The organism is Acinetobacter sp. UBA6526 (assembly GCF_002434875.1).
Lineage (GTDB): Bacteria > Pseudomonadota > Gammaproteobacteria > Pseudomonadales > Moraxellaceae > Acinetobacter > Acinetobacter venetianus.
Genome location: NZ_DJLC01000120.1, coordinates 43,589 through 50,301, shown reverse-complemented (window position 1 = coordinate 50,301; position 6,713 = coordinate 43,589). Strand labels below are relative to the sequence as shown.

The window sequence follows — 6,713 nt, the reverse complement described above, 5'->3', positions numbered from 1 at the left end:
CCAATCGCAATGGACCCAGGTCTACGTTTTGCGATCCGTGAAGGTGGTCGTACTGTAGGTGCTGGTGTTGTTGCTAAAGTAACTGCATAAGCCTCTAAGGTAATAAAAAAACACCCCATCGGGGTGTTTTTTTATATCGATTGTTTAACAATTTGTCTGTAAGAGTGTCCTAAACTGATACTTAGCTGTCCTAAACTGCACTTAATTGATACGCATAAAACCGTAATATAAAACTTAAGAAAATGAACAAAAGTATCTAAGTGGAGAGATTCCACAGAAGGAGTGGGCAGCATGAATGCTAAAGTAAATATTTCAAATCGTGCAGGTGCGAGTTTTCCAGTACGTCGTATGAACTTTGATTTCGATCAAGTACCAGAGTACTGGATGGATGGTTCAGCTGGTCTTACACACTTTATGACAGCATTGTCAGCATTATTCCCTGACGGTGAAAAATTATTTATCGATGCTGTACGTGCAGTACGTTATTACCCAGCAATTAAAGATAATGCAGAATTACAAAAAGAAATTAGTGCATTTATTGGTCAAGAAGCAATGCACACCCAAGAGCATGTGAATTTCAATGCCTCTGCGCAAAAATATGGTCATGATGTACGTTCTTTGGAACAGATTACGGGACGCTATATCCAATTTGCATTGAATAATTTTTCAAAAATCGTAAAACCTTTTGGTATGACGCGTGAAATGGTCGACCTAACAGCGACGACAGCATTAGAGCATTTTACTGCGACGATTGCCTCAGAATTATTGCGCAACAAGCATATCCAAGATTTAATGACAGATGATACGATGTCGTATATGTGGTTCTGGCATGCCGTTGAAGAAAATGAGCATAAAGCGGTTGCTTATGATGTATACGAGGGCGTATTTGGAACTGGGCTTAAGGCATATAGCTTAAGAACGACTGCACTTGTATTCGCGATGGCTCTTATTTTTATCCTACAATCTTATTTTACTTTGCGCTTATTGCAACAAGATAAAAAGCTAAATTTGAAAGAGCTTGGGATGATCTACAAGTATGGTTATAGTCCATCTAAAGGAATCATTACTGGTATGGCAGGGGAAATGTTGGCATATTTTAAACCGCGCTTTCATCCAAATGATCTAGATACAGTTCAACTATTAAAAGATTGGAAAGCTAAACTTGGTTTTTAAGTTGTGAATGTGTTTAAAAACTAAATGTTAAAAAAAGGAGCAAGCATGTGCTCCTTTTTTATGCTTTAAAACAACTCTCTTTACCATAATTAGATGTCCTAAGATGATGCTTTTATGACCTTATTTGCACTTATTTCACGCATAGAAAAGGGCGTATAAATAGAAGATAGATGAATTTTTAAAATAAATAAGTATCTTTAAGGAGAAGAAGGTATGAATGCTAAAGTCAATATTTCAAACCGAGCTGGTGCTAGTTTCCCTGTACGAAGAATGGATTTTGAGTTTGGTGAAGTACCTCGCTACTGGGCAAATGGTGATGCTGCTTTAACGCATTTTATGACTGCTTTGTCAGCATTATTTCCTGAAGGGGAACAATTCTTCGTAAATAGTACGAGAGCAGTGCGAAATGATCCAAAGCTTGCCGATCCAAGATTACAAAGAGAAATCAGCGCCTTTATTGGTCAAGAAGCTATGCATTCAAAAGAGCACTTGGCTTTTAATGCTTCAGCTGAAGCTTATGGATATGGTGTGCGCAAAATGGAAGATCAGACAGGGCGATTAATTAATCGTGCTGTGGGTATTACATCTAGACTTTTAAAACCATTTGGCTTTACTAAAGAAATGATTGGTTTAACTGGCACCTGTGCACTGGAACATTTTACTTCTACGATTGCCGAGGAATTACTAAGTAATCCAGATATCCAGTCGATGTTCATGGATGAAACGATGTATCACTTATGGATGTGGCATGCAGTTGAGGAAAATGAGCATAAAGCTGTCGCTTTTGATGTTTATGAAGCCATGTATGGACAAGGGGCGAAAGCTTATTTCATGCGGTCATTAGCACTTGTCATTGCAATGGGTTTAATCTTTATTACTCAGTCGTACTTCACTGCGAAATTATTGCAAACTGATGGCAAACTTACATGGCGTGACACCAAGTATATGATTAATTTTATGTATGGTTATAAAGGTTTTATGACACGCCAAATCCCAACGTTACTTTCATTTTTGAGACCGAAGTTTCATCCAAATGATGATGACACTACAGCACTTTTGAATAAGTGGCGTGCTGAATTGGGCTTTAATGCAAATTAATACAGGTGGGCAATGAAACTTGCCCATTTTTTTATTCTCATTTTGCATTAAATTGCTGATAATCTGCATCAATCATTTATAGGTGCGATATTGTGATTCGATTGATGCAGGAAAAAGATTTGAATAGTGTTGCGGCAATTGAGCGTCTTGTTCAAACGCATCCTTGGTCTAAACAACAGTTTCAGGAATCTTTAGAATCTTATCAATGCACCGTGTATGAGCATAATCATCAGGTTGTCGGGTTTTGTATTTTGCAGCCTGTGCTTGATGAAGCAAATCTATTATTGATGGCGATTCATCCTAATCAGCAAGGAAAGGGTTTGGGTTATGAATTACTGGATCATTCAATTCAACAATTAAAAAATAATCCGATTCAAATTTTTTTAGAAGTACGCGAAAGTAATACTGCTGCGATTCATTTATACGAAAAAGCAGGATTTCATCAAATTGATTTACGCAAAAACTATTATCCAAACTCAGATGGATCAAGAGAGCACGCTGTGATTATGGTCAAAACATGCACTGATGATTTTGCAGCGTTATTTAATAATTAAATTATTCCACTCAGAGGGCAATGTGCTCATCAAAGAGTTTCCGAGTTGATGGATTTCTTTTTCTGAAAGTGGACGATTGAGTCTTCGCCATTGTCCATCAAGTAATAACTCAAGTGGCGTATATTGCGATTTATAATTCATTTTGGATGAATGTGGCACCCAATAGCCTAGATATAAATACTCTAGATTTAGGGTTTTAACATATTCAATTTGCTTGAGAATTGCAAAAACACCTAAAGAACGACGTTGTTCATCTGGATCAAAGAAAGTGTAAACAGCTGAAAGCCCATCATCCATCAAATCACACGTTGAAACTGCAATTAATTTTTCGTTTTCCCAAAGCTCAATGAAGAAGCTTTCAGTACAGCTATGAACTAAGAACTTTTCAAATTGATCGAGGCTTGCAGGATACATATCACCATCGGCATGGCGTTCATTGATATAGCGTTCATACAAATCATAATGTTCTTGAGTAGCCTTTGATGTTGGCAAGATACTCATTCTTAAATCTTGATTACGTCGCCAAGCTTTTCTTTGGCTACTGTTCATCTGGAATTCTTGTACAGGTACACGGCACGATAAACATTGGCGACATAAGTGACATTCAGGGCGATAAACAAAGTCTCCACTACGCCGAAAACCGACACGTGATAGCTCAGATAATGTCACCACATCAATGCGATGAATCGGGTCTAAAAACACCATTCGCGCAGACTTGTTTTCGAGATAGCTGCAGTCATGCGGTGGCGTAATATAATACTGTAAGTCATTTAAAAGGGACTTGGGTTGGTATGATTTCATTAATCTGTCCCTCCAAGACGTTAATCCATTAACCGTTTAATTTTGCACAAAGTGCTATTGTTTTACTTGAAAATACACGTTCTTGATAATTTTTCCAATTGATAGAGGGGGCAATAATTACATCTTGTAACGATTTTAGGTAGGCTTGGCGAGAAAGTGTACTCGCACCAAGGCTTATCAGATGTTCATTAACTAATTGACAGTCGATCCAAGGGAGCTGATTTTCTCGGCCTATTAACATTAGGGTATAAAATGCCATTTTAGAGACATCGGTTTCGGTACTAAACATGGATTCACCAAAACAGCCTTTGCCGATGGTGACACCGTATAGGCCACCTACCAGTGTATCTTGCTGCCAGACTTCGACACTATATGCATAGCCTGCTGCAAATAAGGCAGTATAACCTTCAATAATATCTTCACTAATCCATGTTTCATCTGCATAACTGCGGGGTAAAGAACAAGATCGGATGACATCCTCAAATGCACGATTGATGGTAATGCGGTAGTCATGCTTTTTCATGTTACGAATTAGAGACTTGCTTGGTTTATAAGCTTTAGGGTCAATAATACAGCGTGGTTCAGGGCTCCACCAACAAATCGGTTCATCTTGGTTAAACCATGGAAAAAGTCCATGTATATAGGCTTCAAATAGTGTTGAAGGGGAGAGGTCTGCACCGATGCAAATAAAACCATGGCCTTCAGGATCTGCTTCAATAGGATCTGGAAAAATATATTGTGAGGGGGGGAGTTGTTGCATAGTACGAAAATTCAATAGGACTGATTCTAAGCTAACTGAACTAACATAGAATGGCAATCAACCTCGATTGCCATTCCAGCATTGGATTATTCAAATAGACGAAGTTGTTTGGCGATGTGCAATTTTTTGCTATCTAAAAAATATTGTGCTTTTTCTTGGATAATAGCGAGGCTTTCATTTTTGTCAGCCACTGCATTTCCTTTTTTGTCTAATACCAACCAACCAAGTTGATGGATGACATCTTGAACGTAATAAGCAAAATCTGTAGCAGTATTAAGCCCATCAATGAAATGTGCACGATAAAATAATTGATGGAAATGTTCGGTCGGAATACCGATACCAGTTAATGGGCTAATGAGAGCACCATAATTTTGATGGAAGCTTGCTTGACTGAGTAAATAATGGTTTAGCTTATGGCAACGCTGCAAAACTTGATCATTAGGTGCTAAGTTTTGGCAAGGTTGAGCTAAGCCTAAATGACAAAGAATGACGAGAGCATTTAAGATTTGGGCATAATTTAATTGCTTAAGGCCTTGTTCTAGTTCAGCAATTGTAATTGCTTCATAGTTTCTTTCAGCAAACATTTCACCTATAGGAAGATAAATTTCTTCGATTAAATTAAAGGTTCCTAATAAACCATTAATGCTTGTCGGAAGTTGCTCTTTAGCTGTCAATAAAACAAAAGCAGTTTTACGAAGTTTTTCTTGAGCTTGTAGTGGTGTTAAGTTGTTTTTTCCTCGAATAAACAGATCGCGGCGAAATTGAGTATTGGCGAAGTAATCACGACATTGTTCTTTAAAAATAGGGTGCTCAATTGCATTTAAGAATGCTTGATGTTGCTCTGAAAAGTTAATGTTGTCTAAATGCGTATTCAAGTCCGTAGAACCAGCATAAGAAAGTTTAATTTCATCTAAAATCCTAACCACTTGCTGAAAAGAAAAGCATTGCCAATCTTGGTTTAAATATTCATGGATAAGATAATTGGGATTTTGTTGTTTTAGATCAGCGACTTTTTGTACGGCATTTGGATTGCGTTGAGCAAAAATAGGATTTTGCTGTAATAGGTTTTCGCTGAAATTAAGTGCTTCATTGACCTTTTGCAGTGGGTTGGTACTTTTACTATTAAATTTAAAATGGCTATGAAATAATTCTCGAATAGGCATATTCGCAGCCCATCCAGTAACGCAGTTATAGCTGATATAAACGATGCCGTTCGGCTTTAGAAATTTACGAATAAATTTCAAAATGATGTGCTGGTTTTCATAGCTAATCCAACTCCAGATACCGTGCAAACTGATTGAGTCAAACATGGGTAAGTCATGTCGGTTAAGCAGTTCTTCAAAGCTGTCATCATAAAAATAATGTTCAGTCTTGCTCTGTTCTGCTAGTTGATTGGCATGCGCTGCATGTGCTGGATTAAAGTCTGTACCATAAAAGTTTGCAATGTTACTAGCAGCATGAATATTAATGCTGACTCCTTGTCCAAAGCCTAGCTCACAATGTGTTTGATTCTCTTGAAAATCTGGGCTTTCAATTCCATTGAGTAATAAACAGAACTTTTGAAAATTGGGGCTGAGATCTCGATAATATCCGTAGGTATAATTAACTTCAGTTTGATAACCATTGGTCCAAGTTGTTGTCATTTATGTGTTCCAATTTTTTGTTTAAAAATACGTCATTTTTTTGATTATGCTTAATTTAATAAAAAAAGCCACCATATCGGTGGCTTTTTTACTTTTAGATAATTAATTTAAATTATCAAGATATTTCTCAGCATCTAGTGCAGCCATACAGCCTGAACCTGCTGATGTGATCGCTTGGCGATAAACGCTATCGGCAACATCACCTGCTGCGAATACACCTTCAATAGATGCTGCTGTTGCATTGCCCGCTGTTCCGCTTTGGACTTGAATATATCCATCACGTAAATTGAGCTGACCATCAAACATGCTTGTATTTGGTTTATGGCCAATTGCAACAAATAGACCCTGTACCTGAACATCTTGTGTACTAGCATCTTGAGTTGATTTGATGCGTACAGAAGTAACACCTGTTTTATCACCTAGAACTTCATCAACTTGATGATTCCAGATGATACTGATCTTGCCTTCTTTTTCTTTAGCAAAGAGGTGATCTTGTAAGATTTTCTCAGAACGTAATGTATCGCGACGGTGAACTAAAGTCACATGTGCAGCGATATTCGAAAGGTAAAGTGCTTCTTCAACAGCTGTGTTACCACCACCGACAACCATTACATTTTGGTTTTTGTAGAAGAAACCATCACATGTTGCACACGCTGAAACTCCAAATCCTCTAAATTCCTGTTC

Annotated in this window: 7 protein-coding genes and 1 pseudogene; 4 read left to right on the top strand and 4 right to left on the bottom strand. The window is 37.6% G+C overall.

Features of this window, described 5'->3' with window-relative positions; genetic code table 11:
- From B4237_RS08140 to rimI, 4 genes and pseudogenes are all read left to right on the top strand, one after another.
- Positions 1-90 (top strand): annotated as a pseudogene (locus tag B4237_RS08140) (elongation factor Tu); the annotation flags it as partial.
- A gap of 201 nt (positions 91-291) precedes the next feature.
- Entirely contained in the window at positions 292-1,173 is an 882-nt protein-coding gene (locus B4237_RS08135) for a metal-dependent hydrolase (RefSeq protein WP_007481212.1), read from the top strand.
- 213 nt (positions 1,174-1,386) lie between these two features.
- Positions 1,387-2,271 carry a metal-dependent hydrolase gene (locus B4237_RS08130; protein WP_019385023.1) on the top strand — a complete coding sequence of 295 codons (885 nt, stop codon included), beginning with the start codon at positions 1,387-1,389 and terminating at the stop codon, positions 2,269-2,271.
- A gap of 92 nt (positions 2,272-2,363) precedes the next feature.
- On the top strand, positions 2,364-2,825 hold the full coding sequence (gene rimI / locus B4237_RS08125) for a ribosomal protein S18-alanine N-acetyltransferase (RefSeq protein WP_286942603.1): 462 nt from the start codon (positions 2,364-2,366) through the stop codon (positions 2,823-2,825).
- On the opposite strand, the gene B4237_RS08120 is transcribed toward rimI, so the two are convergent.
- From B4237_RS08120 to B4237_RS08105, 4 genes are all read right to left on the bottom strand, one after another.
- Positions 2,811-3,626 carry an arginyltransferase gene (locus B4237_RS08120; RefSeq protein WP_286942601.1) on the bottom strand — a complete coding sequence of 272 codons (816 nt, stop codon included), beginning with the start codon at positions 3,624-3,626 and terminating at the stop codon, positions 2,811-2,813. The genes rimI and B4237_RS08120 overlap by 15 nt on opposite strands.
- Positions 3,627-3,654: 28 nt before the next feature.
- Positions 3,655-4,386 (bottom strand): leucyl/phenylalanyl-tRNA--protein transferase, encoded by a 732-nt coding sequence (gene aat, locus B4237_RS08115; protein ID WP_286942610.1) that lies wholly within the window; start codon positions 4,384-4,386, stop codon positions 3,655-3,657.
- Positions 4,387-4,472: 86 nt separating this feature from the next.
- Complete coding sequence (locus B4237_RS08110) at positions 4,473-6,029, bottom strand: class I SAM-dependent methyltransferase (protein ID WP_061525542.1); 1,557 nt, start codon at positions 6,027-6,029, stop codon at positions 4,473-4,475.
- 102 nt (positions 6,030-6,131) lie between these two features.
- A partial coding sequence (locus B4237_RS08105; protein WP_286942598.1) for an NAD(P)/FAD-dependent oxidoreductase occupies positions 6,132-6,713 on the bottom strand: 582 nt, incomplete at its 5' end.